Source organism: Chryseobacterium sp. AC405b (genome assembly GCF_979258685.1).
The window spans coordinates 1,159,127-1,180,267 of record NZ_OZ409877.1; the positions used below are offsets into that span (position 1 = coordinate 1,159,127).

At 34.7% G+C, this 21,141-nt stretch carries 19 protein-coding genes and 1 pseudogene; 9 read left to right on the forward strand and 11 right to left on the reverse strand.

All coding sequences use genetic code 11. From position 1 onward, the window contains the following. Positions 1-11: 11 nt before the first annotated feature. From mreC to ACZZZA_RS05635, 5 genes and pseudogenes are all read left to right on the forward strand, one after another. Positions 12-866 (forward strand): rod shape-determining protein MreC, encoded by an 855-nt coding sequence (mreC, locus tag ACZZZA_RS05615; protein WP_463430208.1) that lies wholly within the window; start codon positions 12-14, stop codon positions 864-866. Continuing rightward, positions 859-1,365 carry a rod shape-determining protein MreD gene (locus tag ACZZZA_RS05620; protein ID WP_463430209.1) on the forward strand — a complete coding sequence of 169 codons (507 nt, stop codon included), beginning with the start codon at positions 859-861 and terminating at the stop codon, positions 1,363-1,365. Before mreC ends, ACZZZA_RS05620 begins: the two co-directional genes overlap by 8 nt. Next, positions 1,362-3,394 (forward strand): annotated as a pseudogene (locus ACZZZA_RS05625) (penicillin-binding transpeptidase domain-containing protein). Before ACZZZA_RS05620 ends, ACZZZA_RS05625 begins: the two are co-directional and overlap by 4 nt. Further along, positions 3,391-4,620, forward strand: a complete 1,230-nt coding sequence (gene rodA / locus ACZZZA_RS05630) for a rod shape-determining protein RodA (protein WP_463430210.1) — start codon at positions 3,391-3,393, stop codon at positions 4,618-4,620. Before ACZZZA_RS05625 ends, rodA begins: the two are co-directional and overlap by 4 nt. Positions 4,621-4,763: 143 nt before the next feature. After that, positions 4,764-5,345 carry a pentapeptide repeat-containing protein gene (locus ACZZZA_RS05635; protein ID WP_463430211.1) on the forward strand — a complete coding sequence of 194 codons (582 nt, stop codon included), beginning with the start codon at positions 4,764-4,766 and terminating at the stop codon, positions 5,343-5,345. A 305-nt stretch (positions 5,346-5,650) separates the two neighbouring features. On the opposite strand, the gene ACZZZA_RS05640 is transcribed toward ACZZZA_RS05635, so the two are convergent. Beyond that, positions 5,651-6,340 carry a C40 family peptidase gene (locus ACZZZA_RS05640; RefSeq protein ID WP_463430212.1) on the reverse strand — a complete coding sequence of 230 codons (690 nt, stop codon included), beginning with the start codon at positions 6,338-6,340 and terminating at the stop codon, positions 5,651-5,653. 343 nt (positions 6,341-6,683) lie between these two features. Beyond that, entirely contained in the window at positions 6,684-8,879 is a 2,196-nt protein-coding gene (locus tag ACZZZA_RS05645) for a glutamine synthetase III family protein (protein WP_463430213.1), read from the reverse strand. 364 nt (positions 8,880-9,243) lie between these two features. Here ACZZZA_RS05645 and ACZZZA_RS05650 point away from each other — a divergent pair, with 364 nt between their 5' ends. The 3 genes from ACZZZA_RS05650 to ACZZZA_RS05660 all read left to right on the forward strand — a co-directional run bounded on the left by ACZZZA_RS05650 (position 9,244) and on the right by ACZZZA_RS05660 (position 13,735). Next, on the forward strand, positions 9,244-10,914 hold the full coding sequence (locus ACZZZA_RS05650; RefSeq protein WP_463430214.1) for a DUF6909 family protein: 1,671 nt from the start codon (positions 9,244-9,246) through the stop codon (positions 10,912-10,914). A gap of 311 nt (positions 10,915-11,225) precedes the next feature. Next, the gene (locus ACZZZA_RS05655) at positions 11,226-11,702 is read left to right on the forward strand and encodes a DUF1572 domain-containing protein (RefSeq protein ID WP_463430215.1); all 477 of its coding nucleotides are present in this window, start codon (positions 11,226-11,228) and stop codon (positions 11,700-11,702) included. 191 nt (positions 11,703-11,893) lie between these two features. Beyond that, the gene (locus tag ACZZZA_RS05660) at positions 11,894-13,735 is read left to right on the forward strand and encodes a M1 family metallopeptidase (RefSeq protein WP_463430216.1); all 1,842 of its coding nucleotides are present in this window, start codon (positions 11,894-11,896) and stop codon (positions 13,733-13,735) included. 115 nt (positions 13,736-13,850) lie between these two features. On the opposite strand, the gene ACZZZA_RS05665 is transcribed toward ACZZZA_RS05660, so the two are convergent. Together ACZZZA_RS05665 and ACZZZA_RS05670 are read right to left on the reverse strand one after the other, a co-directional pair. Then, positions 13,851-14,315 (reverse strand): hypothetical protein, encoded by a 465-nt coding sequence (locus ACZZZA_RS05665; protein ID WP_463430217.1) that lies wholly within the window; start codon positions 14,313-14,315, stop codon positions 13,851-13,853. Positions 14,316-14,364: 49 nt separating this feature from the next. After that, a complete protein-coding gene (locus ACZZZA_RS05670) occupies positions 14,365-15,198 on the reverse strand; it encodes a M23 family metallopeptidase (RefSeq protein WP_463430218.1) in 834 nt (277 codons plus the stop codon). Between the two features lie 110 nt (positions 15,199-15,308). Between ACZZZA_RS05670 and ACZZZA_RS05675 the strand changes: the two genes are divergently transcribed. Continuing rightward, the gene (locus ACZZZA_RS05675) at positions 15,309-16,070 is read left to right on the forward strand and encodes a type III pantothenate kinase (protein ID WP_463430219.1); all 762 of its coding nucleotides are present in this window, start codon (positions 15,309-15,311) and stop codon (positions 16,068-16,070) included. 121 nt (positions 16,071-16,191) lie between these two features. On the opposite strand, the gene ACZZZA_RS05680 is transcribed toward ACZZZA_RS05675, so the two are convergent. From ACZZZA_RS05680 to ACZZZA_RS05710, 7 genes are all read right to left on the reverse strand, one after another. After that, the gene (locus ACZZZA_RS05680; RefSeq protein WP_463430220.1) at positions 16,192-16,623 is read right to left on the reverse strand and encodes a nucleoside deaminase; all 432 of its coding nucleotides are present in this window, start codon (positions 16,621-16,623) and stop codon (positions 16,192-16,194) included. Positions 16,624-16,677: 54 nt separating this feature from the next. Continuing rightward, entirely contained in the window at positions 16,678-17,244 is a 567-nt protein-coding gene (locus ACZZZA_RS05685; RefSeq protein ID WP_463430221.1) for a hypothetical protein, read from the reverse strand. Positions 17,245-17,300: 56 nt separating this feature from the next. Continuing rightward, positions 17,301-17,840, reverse strand: a complete 540-nt coding sequence (locus ACZZZA_RS05690) for an energy transducer TonB (RefSeq protein ID WP_463430222.1) — start codon at positions 17,838-17,840, stop codon at positions 17,301-17,303. A 118-nt stretch (positions 17,841-17,958) separates the two neighbouring features. Further along, the gene (locus ACZZZA_RS05695; protein WP_463430223.1) at positions 17,959-18,879 is read right to left on the reverse strand and encodes a helix-turn-helix transcriptional regulator; all 921 of its coding nucleotides are present in this window, start codon (positions 18,877-18,879) and stop codon (positions 17,959-17,961) included. A gap of 353 nt (positions 18,880-19,232) precedes the next feature. Continuing rightward, on the reverse strand, positions 19,233-19,850 hold the full coding sequence (locus ACZZZA_RS05700; RefSeq protein ID WP_463430224.1) for a hypothetical protein: 618 nt from the start codon (positions 19,848-19,850) through the stop codon (positions 19,233-19,235). A gap of 1 nt (position 19,851) precedes the next feature. Beyond that, positions 19,852-20,235 (reverse strand): hypothetical protein, encoded by a 384-nt coding sequence (locus tag ACZZZA_RS05705; protein WP_463430225.1) that lies wholly within the window; start codon positions 20,233-20,235, stop codon positions 19,852-19,854. Further along, a complete protein-coding gene (locus tag ACZZZA_RS05710; RefSeq protein ID WP_463430226.1) occupies positions 20,184-21,080 on the reverse strand; it encodes a LysM peptidoglycan-binding domain-containing protein in 897 nt (298 codons plus the stop codon). The genes ACZZZA_RS05705 and ACZZZA_RS05710 overlap by 52 nt, the downstream gene beginning before the upstream one ends. Positions 21,081-21,141 lie beyond the last annotated feature (61 nt).

A 21,141-nucleotide genomic window follows, 5' to 3' on the forward strand; every position in this document is an offset into this window, starting at 1 on the left:
TCTTTATCTGAATGGGATTTTTGCTGAGATTATTTTCAAAGAATGCTCTTCTTGTTTTCTTTATTTTCCTGCAAATCATTGCTCTTGTTCTGATATTCTCTAAAAATGCAATGCAGCGATCTTGGCTTGCGGGTCAGACAGCTGCGTTTAATTCCTGGGTTTCGGGTTATATAGATGAAGGAGTTTCTTATTTAAAACTAAAGCAGACCAACGAAGATCTTGTTGCCCAAAACAAAGCATTAATGCTTGAATTGTATGGAAAACAGGGAACTAAAAACCCTTCTTTCAGAAAAGTTCATGATACTTTGGGTGGCGGTCAGATCTATACTTTCGTAGACGGTGAAATTGTTTTCAACAGTATCAACCGACGAAATAACTATTTTACCATCAACCGCGGAAAACGTGACGGGGTTCTTCCTCAGATGGGCGTAATGGCCCCAAAAGGAATTGCCGGAATCGTGATCAATTCTACCGACAGTTATGCCTTGGTACAATCTGTATTAAGTGTAAATAAAATCAGAATCAATGCCGCTTTGAAAAAATCAGGATATTTTGGTACTTTGACCTGGAGAGGCGATAATTCCAGAGTAATGCATTTGTCTGATGTTCCTAAATATGTTTCTCTTAAAATTGGTGACACTATTGTAACAGATGGCAAGTCAGCAATTTTTCCTAAAGGAATCATGATCGGAACCATTGCAGGCTACACGGTAGATAACCAAACCGGCTTCTGGGATATTTCTGTTGAGTTAAGTGAAAAGATGGGGGCCTTAAGTAAAGTTTTTGTAGTGAAAAATCTGAAGAAAGCTGAGGTTCAGAAAATTAGTGACACTATGCAGGCCGTAATAAAAAAAGAAAATGATTAGCAGAACGTTATTTACAGATCTTTTGATCATGATTTTTCTTGTTGCATTACAGATATTTGTTTTGAACAGAATTACGCTGTTCGGTAAATATACACCGGTTTTATACCCGGTTTTTGTAATGTTCTATCCATTTTTCAGAAATAAATTTCAGTTTTTGGCCTTAAGCTTTTTAATAGGTTTGGTAATTGATACTTTTTTACATTCCGGAGGGATCAATGCTTTTGCAACTACATTGATTGCCTACTTTAGAACGCTTATTTTCAGATCTTCTACAGATACTTCTACAGATTTTTTCTCATTTCAGTCGTTACAATGGTCTCAGTTTTTACTGTTCCTTTTCTCAAGCATATTTTTACATCAGCTTTTGGTACAGTACATCGAGTTCTTCAAATTCAGCAGAGTTTTTGAAATATTGGTTAATGTCTTGGTAACTAGTGTAATTTCTTTTATATTTATCGTTATTTACGCATTAATTTTTAAAATCAAACAGAAAGTTTGAACACACGCCATATAAAAATTTTAACCGTCCTTATTGTAATTGCTCTTATTTTTATAGCAAGACTTTCTTATTTACAATTGTTCACAGACCGGTATGCTTTAAATGCAGCCAATACTTCCATCAAAACCGAATATGTAATTCCTCAACGCGGCGTTATTTTTGACCGAAACGGAAAAATAATGGTGGGAAATCAGCCGGCTTACGAAATTTCTTTTACTCAGGCATTGATGAAACCTGATTTTGATACTTTGGCTTTTTGTAATTTAATGAGAATTGATAAAAGAGATTTTATCCAGAAAATTAAAGTGATAAAAAGCGAAAAGTATTATTCCAAACTGACTCCCATGACGTTCATCAAAGATCTCAGCAGAGAGGAGATTGCACGAGTTCAGGAAATTATATTTAAATATCCCGCTTTCAGTATCGTTCAGCGTCCACAAAGACAGTATGAAGTATCAACTTCCGGAAATCTTTTGGGATATACAAGCGAAGTCAACGACAGGGAGATCAAAAAAGATTCTACTTATTATTTGCCGGGTGACCTCATCGGAAAAGCAGGTATCGAAAAATCATATGAAAAAGAACTTCGAGGTGTTAAGGGAATTAAATACATTCAGAAAGATATTAAACTCAGGAATGTAGCGACCTTACAAAAACGGAACTCTGGATAAAGACGTTATTACCGGAAAAGATATTACACTGACAATCGATTACGATTTGCAGAGAATTGCAGAAGAAATGTTGGTGAATAAACACGGTGCTATCGTTGCGATTGATCCTAATAATGGGGAGGTTTTAGTGGCAGCAACCGGACCGGATATTGACCCGAACCTTTTCACCGGACCTAATAAATCAAAAAATTTATACGCGCTCTCAAGAGATACGATTTATGAAAACAAACCTACGTTTGATCGCTCTTTACAGGCGGGTTATCCTCCAGGTTCTACATTTAAATTACTGACAGCTTTGGCTGCAATGCAGATGGGAGTGATGGATGAAAATACAATTTTCCCCTGTGGTGGTGGTTTTTATTATAAAGGAAAACGAATAAAAGGTCATGGAGGAGCAGATCCACTGATTCCGGCTATTCAGGTTTCAAGTAACTGCTTTTTTACGTATGCCTTTATTGCAATTATTAAAAAATATCCCGGAAACCCGTCAAAAGGTGTTGATGAATGGAAGAAAATCATGAGCAGCTTTGGCGTTGGAGAATTTCTGAATAACGATTTTGCGGTGGGTGCAAAAGGAAGAATTCCTTCAGGAGATTTCTATGAAAGAAGGTTTAAGGCAATCATAAAGGCAAATGGTTCTACTAAACAGGACTACAAGAATTGGGACGAGATGTCTACCGGAGCCATCTACAATGGGATGGGTCAAGGTGATGTGATGGTAACACCTCTTCAGTTGGCAAATTATGTTGCGGCAATTGCCAACAGAGGTTGGTATTATACACCTCACATTGTAAAATTGATTGACGGGAAACCAAATCCTGATCCGAGATTTAAGGTTAAACACAAAACTTTAGTAGATCCCAAACATTTTGGACCCGTTTTAAAAGGTATGGAAGCCGTGGTTTTAAACGGAACAGCGAGAGGATTAAAGTCTAATGACTTTACCCAGTTAGCTAAAACCGGTACGGCACAGGTTCCTCAAGGAAAAGATAATTCAATTTTTGTGCTGATTGCACCTGCAGATAAACCTAAAATAGTGGTAGTTGCCGTAATGGAACATGCCGGATTTGGAGCTACTTGGGCAGGAACCTGCATCAACTGTGATTGCAGAAAAATATATAACAGGAGATCTTAAAAGAGAACATCTTTACAAAAAAATGATCACTTCGAGCTTTATGCCCGAATATAAAAGACAATGGATTGCCGATCTGAAAAGAAAAGGCCTGTATAAAGAACCAAAACCGGATTCTATTAAGCTTAAAAGGATACAGGATAGCTTAAACCTTATTAAAAAAGCAAAAGAAAAACTAGAAGCCAAGAAGAAGAAAGCTGAACCTAAAAAACCTGTTAAGCAATGAAGTGGACAGAAGGAATAGATAAATTAGGACTTGGTTTATATCTTGTACTTTGCATTTTTGCCATTGCTAATATTTACAGTGTAGATGAGGCTTTAGGCAAAAAGCAATTGATTTTTTTCGGAATTTCTTTATTTGCAGGGTTAATTATATTTTTCAGCAGAAGTAAGTTTTTCGAAAATATGTCTGGTATCATTTATATCGGAGGTGTTTTGTTATTAATCGGGCTTTTTCCTTTCGGAAAAGAAATTTTAGGTCAGAAAAACTGGTACAAATTCGGAAGTTTCACGATGCAGCCTGTAGAATTTGCAAAAATAGGTGTGGCATTGATGCTTGCAAATTACGTCTCAGGATCAGAATTTAATCTCAAAAACAGGAGATCACTTTTAACTACTCTCGCAATTGTCGGAATTCCGGCGGTTGTTGTTTTAGCCATTCCGGATGTAGGATCTCTGTTAGTTTTTATGGCGTTTTTTATTGCTTTATATCGTGAAGGGTTAAGTGGATGGTTGTTTGGTGTAGGCTTTCTTTTGGCTATGGTATTTTTACTTTCACTGGCAGTAAATCCTATCTACATTGCCATCGGAATATTAATCATCGCAGGAGTTCTTATATTTTTGAATTTCTATAAAATGAGCTGGAATGTTATTTCCATTTCAAGTATAGCAGGATCAATTATCCTTTTGTGCGGATTGGCATTTGCTACCCCTTACGTTTTAGAAAAGCTTCCAAAACACCAGAGAGAAAGAATTGAAGTTTTGTACAAAGGCGAAAAGGCCTTCAGAGATACTTCAGGATATAATTTACTGTATTCTAAAACGGCCATCGGTTCTGGCGGTATGTTTGGGAAGGGTTATCGTCAAGGTTCCGTCACTCAGGGGAAATTTGTTCCTGAGCAGGAAACAGATTACATTTTCTGTACCGTAGGAGAAGAATGGGGTTTTGCCGGAAGTACACTATTGGTACTGTGCTACATGATTTTTATCGGACGAATTTATTATCTCGCAGAACAGCAGAAATCATCTTTTAACAGGGTTTTCGGATATTCTTTTGCTTCTATTCTGTTGATGCACTTTTCAATCAATTTAGGGATGGTTATGGGCTTGTTTCCTACTGTAGGCATTCCGTTACCATACTTTAGTTATGGTGGGAGTTCGCTGCTTGCATTTTCTATGATGACCTTTATTTTCTTTAAACTCAATTACACAGATAAGAATAGTTTGGTTTAAATACTGGATGTTAGAAGCTTGATGATGGATGTTTACAATTATCTGTAAATAAATTTTAGAAATCTTTATATCCCTTCTTAATTATTGAATCTGAAGTTTGTGCAAATCCGTGAAATCTATGGGATAAAAATCTAGATATTCTTATGAGTGAAGCTTACATTATAGATCAAAATTATTCTCAAATAAATTTTGCTGAATCACCATTGCAGATGGGTGAGTATGAAAACTGCATATTCCAGAACTGTAATTTTGAATATGCAAATCTTTCTCGGTTTAAATTTACCGATTGCGAATTCATTGAATGTAATTTAAGCATGACCCAACTAATCGGAGCTGGTTTTAGAGAAGTTGTTTTTAAGGATTGTAAAATGTTCGGGATGCATTTTGACGACTGTAATGCATTTGGAATATCTTTCAGATTTGAAGGATGTGCTTTGAATAATTCAGTTTTCTACAAAACAACCATCAAGAGGATTTCATTCAAAAATTGCAAACTTATTGAAGTTGATTTTACCGAATGTGATTTGACCAGTTCTGTATTTTCAAACTGTGATTTCAGTGGGGCAATATTTGAAAGAACCAATTTAGAGAAATCAGATCTCAGAACTTCATTCAATTATACCATCAATCCGGAATCTAATAAGCTTAAGAAGACTAAATTCTCCCTGTCAGAAGTTCACGGACTTTTAAGGCAGTTTGATATAGAAATTGATAAAAACAGCTAAATATAATTGATTTATAGCAGAAGACTCAATTACGTAGAGAAACGGATATATTATCTTGAGCTTATGAAGAAAGCCGTTTTTTCAAAATAAAATTCCCAATTTCCTTTATTTGAAACTTACTAAAGGTTTGGCTAAAGCCAACTTTTTCTACAAATATTCTATCGGGCTAAAGCCCGATCCTATTGATAAAATGATCGCTATTTGTATTTTGAATGACAAAATAATTAAACAGATCAAATTTTTAACCAAAAATAAAAGCCATCAAAATTTTGATGGCTTCATTTATATAAATCAATTATTTAAAACTAAAAACTAGTCGATGCAAAATTGTTGTAATTGTCTCCGTTTTCGTTAATTACTCTTTTGGCAAACCTGAATTTTGGTCCCCAATAAGAATCGTTCAGTGAAGAAATCATGACTCCTTTTGAAGTGGCTGCGTGTATAAATTTGATTTCTCCCTCTTCTGTTACGCTTTCTACAATTCCTACGTGAGAAATTCTTCTACCGTGAGAGAAAAAGATTAAATCTCCTTTCTGAAGGTTTTCTTTTTCGATTTTTTCTCCTTCCTGAGCCTGTGAAGCTGCAACTCTTGGTAATGTAAGTCCTGCTGCTGCTCCGAAAACTGATAATACAAATGCTGAACAGTCGATTCCGTTTCTTGTCATTCCTCCGTATCTGTAAGGTGTTCCAAGATAAGTCTGAGCTTCTGTTAAGATATTATCAATGGTTTTATTATGTTTGATCGCTTTTGCGATTTCAGAATTTTTTAAAGAATTTTTAGCGTTTGAGATGGCCACTGATTTTTCAGATATAAAAGAGTTGATTAGCAACTTCTTATCATTTTCTATCTTCGTGTCTAAAGCAACAAGTTTGGCATCTGTTTTGTATTCTTTAGTGTAAGTTGCCGGTTTTGAAACTACGTAATTTGTAACGCATGATTGTAGTGATATTGTAGATACAAAAGCAACTAAATAAAACAATACTCTTTTCTTCATATATTTTTAAATTTCCGTGTTAAAAAGGGAATTAGTTATTTTTCTAAAGCCATACAAAAGTAGATATTCCATCTAAGACAACCTCGATATGATTATTGTCATGTTGTTGTTTTAACATATTTTAACATCCATCACAACTATGTTAAAGAAAAAACCTTTGCTATCCGCCTGTTTCGGTAAATCATCATTTTTTTTTATTAAGATTTTTTAACATAATATTTCCGTTTTACAGTATTAATCGGACTTCTTTAAAATTGTTTCAAAAAATTTCGTTGTTAAAAATTCATAAAAAAAGTTCCCTGTTTTTCCAGGGAACCATTGTTTATATAGGACTTTAAGAATGTTATCTCGTGAATAACAACTCTCTGTATTTCGTCATTGGCCAAAGTTCATCATCCACCATCATTTCAAGATCGTCAGATGCATCTCTGATCACATCAAATAAAGGCTTTACTTTGTTACAGTAATCTTCTGCCTGTGTTTGGCTTTCTGTCACTGCTTTTGCAGTTTCTCTTGCTTTCATAAGATTCTCAACACCTAATTTGATTGTCGAAATGTTTTCAGAGATATTGGTAATCAGGCTGATTTGCTCCTTTGCCAATGTTTTGAATTCTTTTTCTCCAAAAATATCTTTAAGACCTCTTACGTTTTCGATCAATCTGTTTTGGTAATTTAAAGCTGAAGGAATAATGTGGTTTCTTGCGATGTCACTCAAAACTCTTGCTTCAATATCAATAACGGTAGAGTATTTTTCTAATTTGATTTCGTTTCTTGCTTCAACTTCTCTGTGATTGAAGATTCCAATCTCTTCATACAGATCCAGGAATTTCTGATTCATTTCCTGCTTCAGTGCTTCTGGAGTTGTTTTCCAGTTATTTAAGCCTCTTTTTTCAGCTTCTACAGCCCAGTCATCAGAATATCCGTCTCCTTCAAACATAATGCTTTTACACTGTTTGATGTATTCTCTCAATACATTAAAGATGGCTTCGTCTTTTTTAAGACCTGTCTCAATTAAAGCATCAACTTCTTTTTTGAAATCGCTTAATTGTTTTGCAGCGATCGTGTTCATTACCGTCATAGATTCTGCACAGTTTGCAGAAGAACCTACCGCTCTGATCTCAAATTTATTTCCTGTAAATGCAAACGGAGAAGTTCTGTTTCTGTCAGTATTATCCAGCAAAATTTCAGGAATTTTTCCAACTACATTTAATTTTAAGTCTGTTTTTTCGTCCGGTGAAAGTTTTCCTTCCGTTACTTTTTCAAGCTCTTCCAAAACTCTGAACAACTGACTTCCGATAAATACAGAAATAATTGCCGGTGGAGCTTCGTTTGCGCCTAGTCTGTGGTCGTTGCTTGCAGAAGCGATGCTTGCTCTTAAAAGATCTGCATATTCATGTACAGCTTTAATAGTGTTTACGAAAAACGTTAAGAACTGTAAGTTTTTCTTAGGGTTTTTTCCCGGACTTAGAAGATTTTCACCGGTATCAGTTGCTAAAGACCAGTTATTGTGCTTTCCGCTTCCGTTTACTCCTGCGAATGGTTTTTCGTGGAATAAAATATGAAAATGATGTCTGTGAGCAATTCTTGCCATAACGTCCATCAACAAAGAATTGTGATCCACAGCAACGTTTACTTCTTCAAACATCGGAGCCAACTCAAATTGGTTTGGAGCAACTTCGTTGTGTCTTGTCGTTACAGGAATTCCCAATTTCATACATTCAACTTCCAATTCTTTCATGAAATTCATGACTCTTGTAGGAATTGAACCGAAATAATGGTCGTCTAACTGCTGTCCTTTTGCAGGAGAGTGTCCCAATAAAGTTTTACCTGTTAAAACCAAATCCGGACGAGATTGATACAATGCAGAATCAACCAGGAAATATTCTTGCTCCCAACCTAATGTAGGAGTTACTTTCGTTACATTTTTGTCGAAATACTGCATGACGTCAGTTGCAGCTTCGTCTACAGCGTGCAAAGCTCTCAATAAAGGCGCTTTGTAATCTAAAGTTTCTCCTGTATAAGAAATAAAGATAGAAGGAATGCAAAGAGTAGTTCCCATGATAAATGCCGGGGATGTAGGATCCCAAGCAGTGTAACCTCTTGCTTCAAACGTGTTTCTGATTCCGCCGTTCGGGAAAGAAGATGCATCCGGCTCTTGCTGAATCAATAAATTTCCGCTGAATCTTTCGATGGCTCTGCCACCTTCGATAGGTGTGAAAAATGAATCGTGCTTTTCTGCAGTGCTTCCTGTCAATGGCTGAAACCAGTGCGTGTAATGAGTAACTCCTTTGCTCATTGCCCAATCTTTCATAGCTACTGCTACCTGATCTGCAATTAATCTCTGGATTTTACTTCCTTTTTTTATAGCATCCATTATAGATTGGAATGCTTCTTTTGTAAGGTATTCTCTCATTGTGTTCTCAGAGAATACGTTTTCACAAAATAATTCTGATAATTTAGCAGGAATTTCTACCGAATTATCTTTTCTAAAGTCCTTGAATGGTAAAGTTTCTAAAGCTTTAAATCTTAAAGTTGACATATAGGTGTTGAATTTTATGGGGCAAATTTACGAAAAAAATGAATTGAAATTATTTTTACCCTAAATTTTTAGGGGTTATTTTTATTTTGATTGTAATTTTAATAAAACATCTATTAAAAGAATTGAATTGAATTAAGTTTTAAAATTAAGAATGAGTATTCAAAGCAACTTAAAATTTTTCTAATATGAAGAAAACTTATTCATGAATTTTTCTGTGTTTTCTTTAGAAATATTAATTTTAAAAACAGGTTACAGAATTTACGGATAATTAAATGATTAAGATTTAAATGCTTGTTTATTAGTTATTTAAAATGCTCATAATAATTTTCGTAACTTAGCAGACTTTTTATAAAAAATTTAATATATGACAAATTCTAGAGCAAGAGAAACCACCGAGGCAATTGAAAGACTATACATTTCTATGAGACACCTGTTTTATAGAGGTTTTTTCAAGCCAAGCGGGGTTTCAGGAGAAAGCATCAGAAGTTTGTTAAAGACGATCAATCCCGAAATTTACGGTACCATGAGCGTTCCAAGTAAGTTGGAGCTTGATGGTTTGATGTATGTTTTAGACAGACTTCCGGAGGGAATAGAAGAATGTGCTTTCATTCATCTTACATCAGACGAAGGTTTTGATAAAGGCAGTTTCGAGCCGATCGTACCCAAAAAGAGAAGAAGAAACTGTTACCGAATCGATGAACATCAGATGAATATTGAGGTTCTTTTGGGACGTTCAGAAATCTATGATATTCTTACGCATTTAACGTTCTTATTTATAGAAGCCGATAAAATACGTAATCTCGCATTTATTCAGGATGAAAACTGGAAACCGACACGTGCTTTCAAAATTATCGAGGAAGTTGTAAAAGGCGAGAAAAAATTCAGCAGAAGAGAAAAAGAAGTTGCCTTGATTCATCTTTCTTCATTAATAGGAAGAACTTTTGATGAAACCTTAAATGCTTATAATACTTTCGGAGACGATGAAAATCCCGACAGATTATTCAAAATCATTTACCATTTAGGAAAAGTGAGTCTGGAAGATGCTAAGCAAAGCCGCGAGAGAGAAATTTATTTCAGTGCTATATTAAAGGAAAGAGTAGGGCATCACTATTTTGGGGAAAAATGGGCTCACAAAGTAAAAGAAATTTTATTTGAAAACGACCTTCACATGCGTCCGTTACATATTATTTCCGCAAATATGCACTCAGTAAAAAATATGCTTTACGGTAATGACGCTTTAAAGAGAAAAGACACCAAAGACGTAGATTACAAATTATATGGAGAGATTTCAGATAAAAAAGATCTTCGTGACAAAGTTTCAAAGTATGCCTTGGAAGAAGGTTTAATTTATATCAATGACAAAAGCGGAAGTAATATCGATGTTCAGATCATTGATTTAAGCAAAACAAATCTTAAAAACACTCCTTTCGGACATCTGAAATACGACGGAAATGATGTTATCATGGTTTTCGATTATGCATTTGGTGAGCAGGCTTTTGAAGTAATGGATGAATTACTGAGACCTTTCGAGCAAAAAGGTGAAGTCTATATGATGAAGGTGAAATCTGTCTCTATCATGGGAAAAGCAGGAATTCTTGCAGGTGGAAAAGGTGATATTATGATCCCGACTTCTCATATTTTTGAAGGAACCGCAGATAATTATCCTTTTGAAAACGCTTTGAAACTGGATGATTTTAACGATGATGAACTGAAAGCTTTTGAGGGACCGATGATTACCGTTTTAGGAACGTCGCTTCAAAACAGAGACATTCTTCAATATTTTATGAATACTTCTTGGAAGGCAATCGGGCTCGAAATGGAAGGTGCACATTACCAGAAAGCGATCCAGGTTGCCTCAAAAATCAGACATCATATTGCACCGGATCTGTTTGTAAGTTACGCTTACTATGCTTCAGATAATCCTTTGGAAACAGGAGCCACTCTTTCTTCAGGTGGTTTGGGATTGACCGGAGTAAAGCCAACCTACCTGATTACGCTAAGAATTCTCGAAAAAATTCTACAAAGCGGAAAATAATAAATTCTTCTACAAAATAATTTAGTTTAAAATTTTATCAGCCTCAGGTGTTTTGCATTTGAGGTTTTTGTTTAAAAAATTACGAATAGTACTAATTATTTGTTTAAATGTCTCGCCAAATGCATCAAAATTAATTCCCCGTCCCTAAAGGTTTTAATTGAACTTTAAGGAATTTCCCACCCTTTAGGATTGGGGAAAGAAAATTTCTTTTAAAGAATCTTTCACAAATTTTAATCGCAATATCTGTGGAATCCGTGTAATCTGCGGGAAACTCAAAAAATATTATCTTTAAAATTATTAAAACTAAACAAATGAGCACAACCTCAAAATTAGCAAAAAGATTCCGGGAAGTTACCCTCGACGGTTTGTGGATCGCCAACACCAATTTTAAAGATCAGCTTTCAGATGTCACTTGGGAGCAAGCAACAACGAAAATTGCAGACTTAAACACCATCGCTATGCTAACTTTTCACATCGATTATTACATTTCTGGAATTCTGAATGTTTTTGAAGGTGGAGATTTGGAAATTAAAGATAAGTTCAGCTTTGATTTTCCTCCGATTGAATCTCAGGAGCAGTGGGAAGAACTTTTAAATAAATTATGGAATGATTCTGAAAAGTTCGCAACATTATTAGAACAGATGCCTGATTCTAAACTGAATGAAGTTTTTGTCGATGAAAAATACGGAACTTATGTAAGGAATATTGACGGCATGATTGAGCATGCTTATTATCATTTGGGACAGATTACTTTGATTAAAAAAATGATTTTGTTTAAAAATGATTAGCTCAAATATTTTTCACGAATAACACTAATGATTTGTGTTATTTGTGAAAATTTATTCGTGAAATTAACGGTTTAAAAATCTCCCACAGATCTCGCAGATTTTCACAGATTCTTATGCATATCCATCTGTGAAGATCTGTGTAATCCGTGGGAAATAAAAATTTACTTACCTTTAAAAAAATAAAATCTTCAATGAAAAAATCGGTTGCAATCCTTTTTGCGTTTATCTTTTCACAGTTTCAGGCGCAGCAGAACGCTTATTATCAGCAAGCTGCCCAATACAAAATGGAAATTGACGTCAATGCAGAAAAATTTACCTACGAGGGAAATCAAACCCTAAGTTATTCCAACAACTCGCCAGACGAACTCAATGTTGTGTATTTTCATTTATACTGGAATGCTTTTAAACCAAACTCTATGATGGATCAAAGAGTTGCTGGACAGGGAAAAAATGGTGATTCAAGATTACAGAAAGATGGTAATTCAAGATTGGCTTCGATTCCAAAAGATCAGGAAGGTGCACAAAATATTCATTGGATCAAACAAAACGGAAAAGATTTGAAGTTTGAAATTCAGGAAACGGTGATGAAGGTGTATTTAAATGAACCGATCAAGCCCAATTCAAAAACTACTTTTACCATGGAATGGGATGCTGTAATACCTCAGCAAATCAGAAGAAGCGGAAGAAATAACCGTGAATGGGTCGATATGACGATGACACAGTGGTATCCGAAAATCGCAGAATACGATTACGATGGCTGGGCAACTTTCGACTATGTGGGAAGAGAATTTCATGCGCCGTTTGCAGATTTTGATGTAACCATTAAAATCAACAAAGATTATGTAATAGGAGCGGGCGGAACGCTTTTGAATCCTGCAGAAGTGAAAGGTTATGATGCATCAGCAAACATTAAAGTTGATAAAAATAAAGCAACCTGGAAATGGACTGCCAAAAATATGCTCGATTTTGCATGGGCGGCAGATAAAGATTATTCAGTGGAAAGTTTTGATGTTCCACAAGGTCCGAAAGTATTTTTTGTATATCAGAAAAATGATAAGACTAAAGTCTGGAGTGAAGCAAAGCCTTACATCACAAAATATTTCCAGATTATGAATTCCCGATTCGGGAAATATGCCTATCCTTCTTACGCTTTCATTCAAGGTGGTGATGGCGGCATGGAGTACGGAATGTGTACCATGATCTTAGGTGAAACAAATAATATTGAAGATTTAATGGGACTGATGGTTCACGAAGGTGCACACTCTTGGTATCAGCAAATGCTGGCAACCAACGAACCTCTGAGACCATGGATGGATGAAGGTTTTACAAGTTATGCAGAAAGTCTCGTGATGCATCAGCTGTTTCCGCCAAAAGATGAAAGACCAAATCCGTTCGTAGATAAAATAAACGCATACCGGAATATTGTACAAAAAGGAATCGAAGAGCCTGCCGTTTGGCTGGGCGATCATCACGATAATGGTACGGCGTACAGTTTTGCAAGTTATGTGAAAGGTGAATTGTATCTGGTGCAGTTGGGCTACATCGTTGGCGAACAGAATTTGGAAAAAATAATGACGGAATATTTCAGAGAGTGGAGCATGAAACATCCTACCGACAGAGATTTCTTGCATATCGCACAGAAAGTTTCCGGGATGGATCTGAAGTGGTTTCATCATTATTGGATCAACACGACAAAAACCATCGATTACGGAATTAAAAATGTAAAATACGATGCAAAATCTACAACCATAACTTTGTTGAATAACAGTCAGGTTCCGATGCCTATTGATTTCAGTGTAATGACAACCGATAAGAAAATCATTACCTACCAAATCCCGATGAACATGACGCACACATGGAAAAAGGAAGACGGTTACGGTGATTTTATCACTGAAAAATACTGGCCGTGGACGCAGAAAGAATATACACTGACGATTCCTTACACAAAATCTCAACTGTCATTATTAGGAATAGATTTAAGCCAGAGAATGGCTGATGTGAATCCTGAAAACAATTTTGTTGAGGTGAAATAGTGGAGCTTTAAATAATAAATAATCCCCGAAGAATTTTTCTTTGGGGATTTTGTTTTGTATCAAAGCAAACTGTATTTGGTTACAGACAGGTGTGTTTTAATTGCTGAATTGTTCATTATTTAACCAAAAATTGTATGGTGCCTATTTTGTAATCTGTTTTGGCGTTTTTAACTGTTAACGTGATGTTTTCAGATATTTTGGCATCAAAATGTCCGGTGTAAAATGCTTCCCCTAAATAATTGTCATCTTTATCAACGATGACCCAGTTCCTTCCTATGGAAAGTTGAGTGGACTCATCCCAAATAATTCTTCTGTAGTTTTTATCTTCTTTGTTAAGTGAAAATAGAAAACCATAAAATTTTTGATATCTTGATTGAGTTGAGAAAAATTTCCCCTTAAGGTTTTTTATTTTTTTTAAAGAATCGCCCTCAATTTTCACCTCCAAGTTATTAGATATTAAAGTACCTTCTTTTTTAGATTCTGATAAAGTATTGTAAGAATAATCATGTTCTTGGATAAAACTTCCTTGAAAAATAATAATACTTAAAATATAGTAGAATGCAGTTATAAAAAGGAACACTATGAAAATGTTTTTGAATTTCATAATAAATTGAACTTAGTATTTAAATCTAATATCCTCTCGCATACGATTTACCTTCCTCCAGATAATGCACCTTATCTCCATTTCCGGTATTAAAAAGTGTCTTCACTGTAATTCTGTTTTTATCGGCAACAGCACTCGGAACGAAACATACAAAATGCAGATGTGGTCCGCTGCTCCAGCCCGTATTTCCGCTTAAGGCGATCAGTTGGCTTTTGGTTACGGTATCTCCGATGTTTACTTTTGCACCGTTTTGCTGTAAATGAAAGTATTGTGCAATTGTACCGTCAGAATGCAGAATAGAAACATAGTTTCCGAATGGTGCACAGTTTTTGGTCGGGCAACTTTTGTTATTGCTTTGAACTACGTCAATCACCAGACCTTCTCTTGCTGCCAAGATTTCTGTTCCTTCAGGCATCGTAAAATCTAAAGAATTTTCGTTTTGGTGAGAAAATGTTCCGTTGTATCCTTGATATACTGTAAAAGATTTTCCTTTCTGGAAAGGAAGATCATATGGATAGGTGTGGTCGTACTTTCTTATGGTAATATCTCCGATATATGTTTTGTAACTGGGCATTTTTTTGATTCCCCATCTTTTTTTCTTATCGTTTACTACAAAATAGGTAACCCTGTTTCTCGTCGATTTAGCAGGAAATGCTTGAATGGTCTTAAAGAGATCAGGTTTTTTCATGTTCTCTAATTCTGGCTGGCTGTCAAAACTAATGGATGCAGGATAAATTTCAAGATTGTCTACATAGTAAGTAATAGTATCTTGTTTTTGTTCGTAATACATTTTGACGTTCTTTTGAGAAAAAAGTATTGCAAAATGGCTGATTAAAAGCAGAATTAAAAGTTTTTTCATAAGAGCTTTAAGTTTCATAAAATGTATTTTACAATGATAACCCATTTTTGTAAATATTGAAAGACTCTTTTTTATTAAAATCGTTACATTTACCACCGAAAAGCTATTCAATGAATTCTATCGTAATCAATGTTGGAAACAGCAATATCAGATTTGGTCTTTTTGATGATGACAATTGTGATATCTCATGGGTAATCAATACAAAACCGTACCGTACTGCCGATGAACTGCATGGTCAGATGCTGATCTTATATCAAACCTATAAAGTTGATCCTAAAAATATCACAAAAATTATCATAGGCTCTGTAGTACCTCAGCTGACAAGAGAAATAACGTCTGCGATAAGAAAAATTCACGGGATCGTTCCTGTAATGGTAGACCGTAACACGCCATCAGAAGTCATAGCAAAGTCTAAGCAGATGGGTACGGATATTTACGCCAACCTTGTTGCTGCTCACAATCTGTATCCTGACAGAAAAAAAATAGTGCTCGATTTTGGTACTGCACTTACCGCAAGTTGTGTGGCTGAAAATGGGGAAACATTAGGCGTAATCATTGCTCCCGGAATCGTTACTTCATTAAATTCTCTGATCAGTCAGACCGCCCAGCTCCCGGAAATCGAACTGGTAAAACCGAAATCTGTATTGGGATTAGATACCATCAGTTGTATGCAAAGCGGAATGGTGTATGGTTTCCTGGGGATGGTGGAAGGTTTTATCGATCGCATCAATGATGAGGTGAATGACGATTGTTTTGTCATCGCAACCGGCGGAGTTTCTCACGTTTACAAACCACTTACAGACAAAATTCATGTTGCTGACAGACTGCATACTTTGAAAGGACTATACTTTTTAGGGAAAGATTTAGATTAATTTAAGTATAAAAACATTAATAATTAACAACATTTTTGTCATTCCGCAGGAATCTTAACAAACGAGTAAAAACTGTTGAGATTCCTGCGGAATGACAAACTTAAATATGATTTTGTATAATTTACCTCTTCGACTTAAAAAAATCTTTCACAATAGCAGAACACTCGTTTTCCATAATTCCGGTGACGATTTCTGTTTTGGGATGAAGGTTTAGATTTTTATTGATAAATCCTCGCTGCTCGTCTCTTGCTCCAATCACCACTTTCGAAATCTGCGACCATGAAAGTGCTCCCGAACACATCACACATGGTTCTAAAGTGACATATAAAGTACAGTTGATCAGATATTTTCCACCCAGAAAATTGGCAGCAGAAGTAATGGCCTGCATTTCTGCATGAGCGGTAACGTCATTTAAGGTTTCGGTAAGATTATGTGCTCTCGCAATGACCCGGTTGTTGGAAAGTATTACACATCCAATAGGAACCTCATCTTTCTCTAAAGCAATTTCGGCTTCCTGAAAAGCCATTTTCATAAAATATTCGTCGGTAAACATAACAATAAAAGCTTAGTACAAAACTAAGCTTTTCATTAACATATATTTTAAAATTTAGAATCGATATCCGATTCCGCCCATGATTTTTCCGGTAACAGGCCCCATGTCGTATTTGTCGAAGTCTCCAAATCTTCTGGCAATACCTCCACTTGCTTCTATCACTAATCGGTCTTTGATTACCCATTTTCCTCCAATGCCGAATCCAACGCCTACTGTGGTAACTGTTTTGTCTCCGCCATATTGGTAGTAAATGCTATTGGTTGGGCTGTCGTATTCGTTGTAATAAACATCGTCTCTTTGGATCGTTACAGGTACAAAACCTTCAAAAAACAAACCTGAAGCATATTTTTTCCCTAAATAATATCTGAAATAGGGCGAAAACTGTTTGAAATCTTCTACCTCATCACTCAAAGTAATCATAGCGTTTACTCCAATCCCCATATCTTTATTGATGAGCCTTTCGTAAGAAACGTTTGCCAACGGCACTGCTATCAGTAAGAATGGATCTATCAGAATGTCATTTTTTCTTTCCGAATTGTTTTCTTGGTTCGAATTTAGTTCTTGTGCATTAAGAGAGAACAGACTTAATGAGACCGTTAAGATGGTAAAGATTTTTTTCATGTTATTTTTTTTTAAAAGTAATATTTAAAACGATACAACTATGAAAAATTTAAGAATTACTCAAAATTCATTGTCAAAGGCAGTCTGAATCTATATCTGACGGGGATTCCGTTAATAGAAGCAGGTGAAAATTTATCCGGAACCAAATACAATGCGATCTCAGCCTGACGGTTAAAGGTGAAATTTTCTCCTTCTGCCTGCACATTGCTGATGCTGCCATCTCTTTCTACAATAAAAGCAACCACTGTTTTGATGTTTTGCGTTTCGCTGAAAACACCATCTCCATAGAAAAGATTGGTAACCTGTTGTCTCAGAGTATTAATTCCGCCGGGATAATTGGCCGTTTGCTCTGTGGTATTAGAAATAGCAGGTGATGACGATGTAAGTCTGGTTTTGATTTTACTTAAATCTTCAAGGTTTTTTACCTTAAGCAAAGCTCCGATAAGGGTAACGTTCTCAATACTGTCCATCTTTTTCATAAAGAATAGAAAATCCTGTTTGATGGAAGTTTTTATAATGCTGTTTTTTTCTGCGTCAAATTTCTTTTTAAATTCCTGATTGAGCATACTTCTATGCTGATCGTAATAGTTTTTCACCTGCCTGAATTCCTCAGTCTGCTGAGAAAAACAAAATGCTGAAAGAAATACAAAAAAGAGACACAGGGCTTTCAAAAGTTATTATTTATGTAAATGTAATAAAAAAGATGCAAAACAATTAATCTTCAAAATAACTGTTGAGCGATTCTTGCAAATGCTTTTTAATATTCTCAACTAAATCTTTAGGTTCTAAAACTTTCACCTCTTTTCCGTAAGATAAAATCTCCTGCATAAAATCGTAAGTAGGGTGGAGGAAGAACTCAAAATAAATATCATCCGATGTTTCTTTGGTTTCTTTCTGAGACTGATGAAGGGCAAAACTACGGATGTATTCTCCTTGGTGTTTGCTGCATTTCAAAACAATTTTCCGGGGATTCTGTTCGGTTAAATTCATCACTCCGAAAGCATTTTTAAAATGTTCTCTGAAATTGTATTTATATTTTTCTCTGAATTTTGCAGCGTTCACGTCCAGATAATTGATTCTGTCTAAACCGAAAGATTTTAGCGCTTTATCTTTGGTGTCAATGGCGATCAGATACCATCTGTCTTTGGATTCTTTCAAAGCGAGGGGATGAACTTTTCTGGAAGTCATCAGTTTGTTTTTATAATTGTAATGCTCAAAAGTGACCACTCTTTTATTACGGATGGCAAAGAAAAGGTCATAAAAATGCTCAACTCCTGTTGGTTTTCTGCTTTCAAAGAAGATGAAATCTGCAAAATCCGGATGTAGATTTAAGGCATTGCTGACCTGGAAAGATTCCAGCAGTTTTTGGTTGTATTCATCAACTTCCATCATCGGGCGGCTTTCGATATAATACCGGTTATCGCCCTTCTTTTTGTTGTGAATGGAAAGATTAAAAAGATCTGAAATCTCACGGATATCCCTCTGCAAAGTACGGATGGAGTAGCTCTTGATTCCTGCATCCTGAAATTCAAAAGAGTTGAGAAGATAGTCCTCCAACTGGGAATAGGTGGCGGGAGCGCTCTCTAATTTCTTGATAATTAGGGCATATCTTGTAAGGTAAAAATCTTTTTTCATTCGGGTATTTTTAGGTTTGCAGCTTTGGTGTATTTTATTTTTTCAATTGGAACGCCAGCTTTTCAGTTGGTATTTTCTAAAACAAATATATGCGGTTAATGCGACAAACGGTGTCGTGTTTTATTTTTGTGGATAATTTTTTTGAGTTTATTCTTAACGTTGCAAAAGAACTTCTTTGTTGTTTCGGATAAATGCATCTAGCCAACTATGACGGCAAAACTTATGAGATGTCATTCTTCGGGATTGTGGAATTTGTAATTACGACTCATTATTGTGTTTTTTATAAAGATAGAAAAGTGTTTGAAAACAAAAAGCCACACGATGAAATGGTGCGGCAACGGGAGAGTTATAATCTAGTTTTCTAAAGACCAAATTGTATTAAAATTATCATTCTTATTATAAAAAACCTCTATAAAGAATAATTTAGGTGTTGCATGTATTATAGCGGGATATTTATTGTTAATTAAAAAGATGTCATCTGTTGTAGGCGTTTTGTAGTTAAATTTCTCTCTAAGTAAATTTTCATATGAGCCTGAGGAGCTATAATTAGTTTTCAGAGAATCCAGAATCTTCTTCACCTCACTAAGTTTTGTAACTTTTTTATTTTCGTTTAAAAAATTATCAATAATATATAGTCTCGATATTAATGAATCATTTCGGAATTGATAGTAAATAAACTCATTTTTAAGCTCTTGGTCAAAATATTTTAATACTTCTGAATTTTTGGATGAATAACTTTTTAACCTTCCTAAAGGATAGTTCTTTCTGTCTTTCAAAATATAATCAGGTTTAATATTAGAGAAAAAAATAGTTTTATCCTTGTTTGTATCTACACCAATTTTATCATATTCATATAGTCCTAACTGCCTAACTTGATTAATTGATTTGAGATCGGAATCAATAATAGGGTATACTTCTTTTTCGCATGAACTTAAAAGCACAATTACAAGTAAAAGCAAGAATTTTTTCATTTTATGTGAGGTTTTTTTCAGTAATATCATTTTGTAATATAGTTAAAATTTCTTCCATTATAAAATCGTCCTCATATGTTATTGTTTTTCCTTTCTGCACTTGTTTGTAGCCTCCAATTGTTGTTCCGTATGGATCTACAAATGGTTCGAGGGCATATGAAGTTTGATATATTAAGGAAAGGGGAAAAGGGCCTCTCATATCAAAAAGTTTATCTACTAATTTAACCTTTGAATCTAAATCACTTGCATAAGCTATAAACTCTAATACTTTTTGTAAAGGCTTTATAAACTTTATAGGAACTTCAAAAGGAATAGCCGCAATTGAAATCCAATCTAATATATTTTCAAACTCTTCTTTTTTTCCCCTACAGCAGAATAAATACAATTAGTATCGCCTATTCTATTATTAATAGAAGCATTTTTTAATACGTTATAAGCAATTTGGTCGTCAGATACATCAAATTCAGCACCTCCTGCAAATTTATATTTTTTTTCAATAAATATTTCTTCGTGTAATTTTTTACCTTTTGATAGATATGTGTGCACTGTTTTTTGAATATCAGTTAATAATTTTATCTCATAAGCATAACCGCCTGAATTAGGGACTTTCTGAGCTTGCGTTTTAAAATTTAAATGTATTTGTTTTCCAAAAATCACTTCACCTAGTTTATTTATATAAAAAACATTAATATAAATAAAGTGGGTCTTTAATGTTCCTTGTTCATATGTTTCATAACATTCATGATGTTCAATCCAACATATAGCATTAAGACAATAATTTAATCCATCCTCTAAAATAAAATTTCCTGTAAAGCCAAAATTCATATAATATCTGTCTCTGAGTTTAAAACTTTCGAAAGGATATTCTAGATTTACATTAGATTTATATTTCACATTGTTAATAAGCAAGTCTTTAGGTGAGACATTTGTTTTATTTATTTTTTTTCTTAATTCCTTTTCGTTATTAAGTGTTTCAAAATTCTTTATTATATTTTTATTTTGCAAATTAATTACTTGTCCTAAATATAACTTATCTTCTTTTAACCCATTAATTTTTTTTAATTCATTAGGAGATATTTTATGGTTTTGAGAGATTGATAATAAATTATCTTTAAGATTCACAACATGAAAGAGTGAATCATCAAGCCCACTATTATTTGGATATGAATCATTGTTACTTTTTTGTAATGCTTTTGTTTTTGGAATTCCTAATCTTTTTATTGTACTCATTGTTTTGATATTTATCTGTTAAAATAAAAATGGCGGCAATAACCGCCATTTCATAATAATT

Coding starts and splice junctions, on each gene's coding strand:
- mreC (WP_463430208.1), top strand. CDS start 12: ATGGGATTTTTGCTGAGATTATTTTCAAAGAATGCTCTTCTTGTTTTC.
- ACZZZA_RS05620 (WP_463430209.1), top strand. CDS start 859: ATGATTAGCAGAACGTTATTTACAGATCTTTTGATCATGATTTTTCTT.
- rodA (WP_463430210.1), top strand. CDS start 3,391: ATGAAGTGGACAGAAGGAATAGATAAATTAGGACTTGGTTTATATCTT.
- ACZZZA_RS05635 (WP_463430211.1), top strand. CDS start 4,764: ATGAGTGAAGCTTACATTATAGATCAAAATTATTCTCAAATAAATTTT.
- ACZZZA_RS05640 (WP_463430212.1), bottom strand. CDS start 6,340: ATGAAGAAAAGAGTATTGTTTTATTTAGTTGCTTTTGTATCTACAATA.
- ACZZZA_RS05645 (WP_463430213.1), bottom strand. CDS start 8,879: ATGTCAACTTTAAGATTTAAAGCTTTAGAAACTTTACCATTCAAGGAC.
- ACZZZA_RS05650 (WP_463430214.1), top strand. CDS start 9,244: ATGACAAATTCTAGAGCAAGAGAAACCACCGAGGCAATTGAAAGACTA.
- ACZZZA_RS05655 (WP_463430215.1), top strand. CDS start 11,226: ATGAGCACAACCTCAAAATTAGCAAAAAGATTCCGGGAAGTTACCCTC.
- ACZZZA_RS05660 (WP_463430216.1), top strand. CDS start 11,894: ATGAAAAAATCGGTTGCAATCCTTTTTGCGTTTATCTTTTCACAGTTT.
- ACZZZA_RS05670 (WP_463430218.1), bottom strand. CDS start 15,198: ATGAAAAAACTTTTAATTCTGCTTTTAATCAGCCATTTTGCAATACTT.
- ACZZZA_RS05675 (WP_463430219.1), top strand. CDS start 15,309: ATGAATTCTATCGTAATCAATGTTGGAAACAGCAATATCAGATTTGGT.
- ACZZZA_RS05680 (WP_463430220.1), bottom strand. CDS start 16,623: ATGTTTACCGACGAATATTTTATGAAAATGGCTTTTCAGGAAGCCGAA.
- ACZZZA_RS05685 (WP_463430221.1), bottom strand. CDS start 17,244: ATGAAAAAAATCTTTACCATCTTAACGGTCTCATTAAGTCTGTTCTCT.
- ACZZZA_RS05695 (WP_463430223.1), bottom strand. CDS start 18,879: ATGAAAAAAGATTTTTACCTTACAAGATATGCCCTAATTATCAAGAAA.
- ACZZZA_RS05700 (WP_463430224.1), bottom strand. CDS start 19,850: ATGAAAAAATTCTTGCTTTTACTTGTAATTGTGCTTTTAAGTTCATGC.
- ACZZZA_RS05710 (WP_463430226.1), bottom strand. CDS start 21,080: ATGAGTACAATAAAAAGATTAGGAATTCCAAAAACAAAAGCATTACAA.